2 protein-coding genes are annotated in these 2,116 nt (G+C 67.2%); both read right to left on the minus strand.

Going from position 1 to position 2,116, the window contains the following annotated elements; translation table 11 throughout:
• Positions 1–4: 4 nt before the first annotated feature.
• Entirely contained in the window at positions 5–1,195 is a 1,191-nt protein-coding gene (locus VN779_RS21085; RefSeq protein ID WP_349260878.1) for a MarP family serine protease, read from the minus strand.
• Positions 1,196–1,205: 10 nt separating this feature from the next.
• Positions 1,206–2,066 (minus strand): CoA pyrophosphatase, encoded by an 861-nt coding sequence (locus VN779_RS21090; RefSeq protein WP_349260879.1) that lies wholly within the window; start codon positions 2,064–2,066, stop codon positions 1,206–1,208.
• Between the last annotated feature and the right edge of the window lie 50 nt (positions 2,067–2,116).

The following is a 2,116-nucleotide window of genomic DNA, read 5'->3' on the forward strand; positions in this document are numbered from 1 at the left end:
AGCGTCAGATAGCGCAGCCTTGAGTGTCCACCGCGCTCGTCGCGCTCGCGCCCTGGTTCGCATCAGGCTTGACCTGATTCGCAGTCAGGGCGTAGCCAGTTGACGCATCCTCCAACGACTTGGCGAACACCACGCCGTACACCTCACCGTTCGAGGTGAGCAGCGGCCCGCCGGAGTTGCCTTGGAGCACTTGCGCGAAGAGCGAGAAGATGTCGCGCGTCGCCGAGCCCCGCTGATAGATGTCCTGCCCCTGCGCCTGGATCTCCTGCCGGATGCGAGCGGCGACCGGCGTGAACGGGCCGTCCTCTGGGAAGCCGGCCACGACGGCGGTGTCCCCGCTGGTGCCGGAGCTGTCGAAGGCGAGCGGGGCCGACCGGAGGCCTGGGACGTAGAGCACTGCGATGTCGCTCGTCGGGTCGAACAGCACTACTGTCGCGCGGTAAAGGTGCCCTTCTCCGCCCACTTGCACTGTCGGATGCGTTACACCGCCTACGACGTGAGCGTTCGTCATCACGTGCTGGGCCGAGTACACGAACCCGGATCCTTCGATCTGCTTTCCACAGCTCGGCGCGTTACCGACGATCTTGACGATCGAGTTCTGCGCCTTCACGACGCCCGCCTGGTTAAGCACAGCCGGATCAGGCGGCGGAACGTTGGCGATCTGCTCGTGCGTGAACGGTGCGAACACCTGTGGGAATCCGCTCTTGTCGAGCACACTCGCGAACGAGCTGAACCAACTGGACGCGTTCGCCGGCAACACCGTCCGCATTCCGTTGAGCAGCGCCGAGTTGCGGACCTGCTGAGCGACCACCGGCATCGTCGAGTTGACCAACGCCAGACCGAGGAACCAGGCGACCAGCAGCACCGAGATCACGGACACCGCCGCGCCCGCGCTTTGATCCACGGCCTGCACCGGCCGCCAGGTGATCTCGCGCCGCACCCGCCCGCCGATCGAAGTGGCGAACACCTGCCCCAGCACCGCGAGCACGAGCACCGCGCACAGCGAGACGGTCGAGACGACCAGCGAGGTGTTCGCCGTGAAGCGCTGTATCACCATGGGTACCAGCCACAGGCCGAGCAGCAGTCCGCCGACGAAGCCGACGAACGAAAGCACGCCGACCACAAAGCCCTGCCGGTAACCAGACACCGCGAACGCGATGGCGACGATGATCAGAATCAGATCGAGCAGGTCCACGGGCTCACCCTCACTCGCCACCGGTGCCGGCTAAGCCGCCCGCGCTGTCCATATTGTTCGCGCCCGCATCGTGGTCCGCTGAACCGTCCGCACCCGAGCCGTTCGCTGCCGAGCCGGGAAGGGCGGCCACGCTTTCCAGGCCGTCCGCGCCCGTGGCGAACGGCCGCTGGTCAGCGGGGCGGATCGAGCTCGACCGAACCGCCAATGCCGAGACCTCTTCAGGTAAGTCCTCAAGCCGGCTGTGGTCCCAGGGCTGCTCCCAGCCGCCGAGCCTGAGCACGGCGTCAAGCAATCCGGCGGTGAATCCCCAGACGAGCATGCCGTCGGCGTGGAAGGCCGGGCCGACGTAACCGGCCGGATGACGCACGCGCAACCGGTTCGCAGGGTCGGCAAGCTCGGCCACAGGCACTCGGTGCACTGCGGCCACCTCCAGAGGACTGACGACGCGTGGCGGCGACGGAGTGTGCCACCACCCCAGAACGGACGCGACCATGAAATCACTCGGTTGCAGGTAGATCTCGGGCAAGCGGCCGAATACGGCCACTGACTCGGGATCGACGCCGGTCTCCTCCTGCGCCTCACGCAGCGCCGCGTGCACCGGCCCTTGATCCTCGGGGTCGATCCGTCCGCCGGGGAAGGCCGGCTGACCGGCGTGTGAACGCATTGTCGTGGCTCGTTCCGTGATCAAAACGTCCGGTACCGAAGCGCCCGGCGTGTTGCTCTCACCGAAGAGGATCAGCACGGCTGAACGTCGCGGCTCGCCGGGCAGGGTGCGCGGCTTGGGCCGGAAGCCGAGCCAGTTCGTGCCCAGGTCACGTAGTGCTCCGGCGAGCGGGCGCAGCCAGCTCGGCAGTTCTTCAGGCGCGGCCATGATCTCGCCCGCGTCGTTCACGAAGCCACCTTCCGGGCGGCGGCGATCAG

The sequence above is a fragment of the Actinocrinis sp. genome, from assembly GCF_035605935.1.
Taxonomy (GTDB): Bacteria; Actinomycetota; Actinomycetes; order Streptomycetales; family Catenulisporaceae; genus Actinocrinis.

Coding starts and splice junctions, on each gene's coding strand:
- VN779_RS21090 (WP_349260879.1), bottom strand. CDS start 2,066: ATGGCCGCGCCTGAAGAACTGCCGAGCTGGCTGCGCCCGCTCGCCGGA.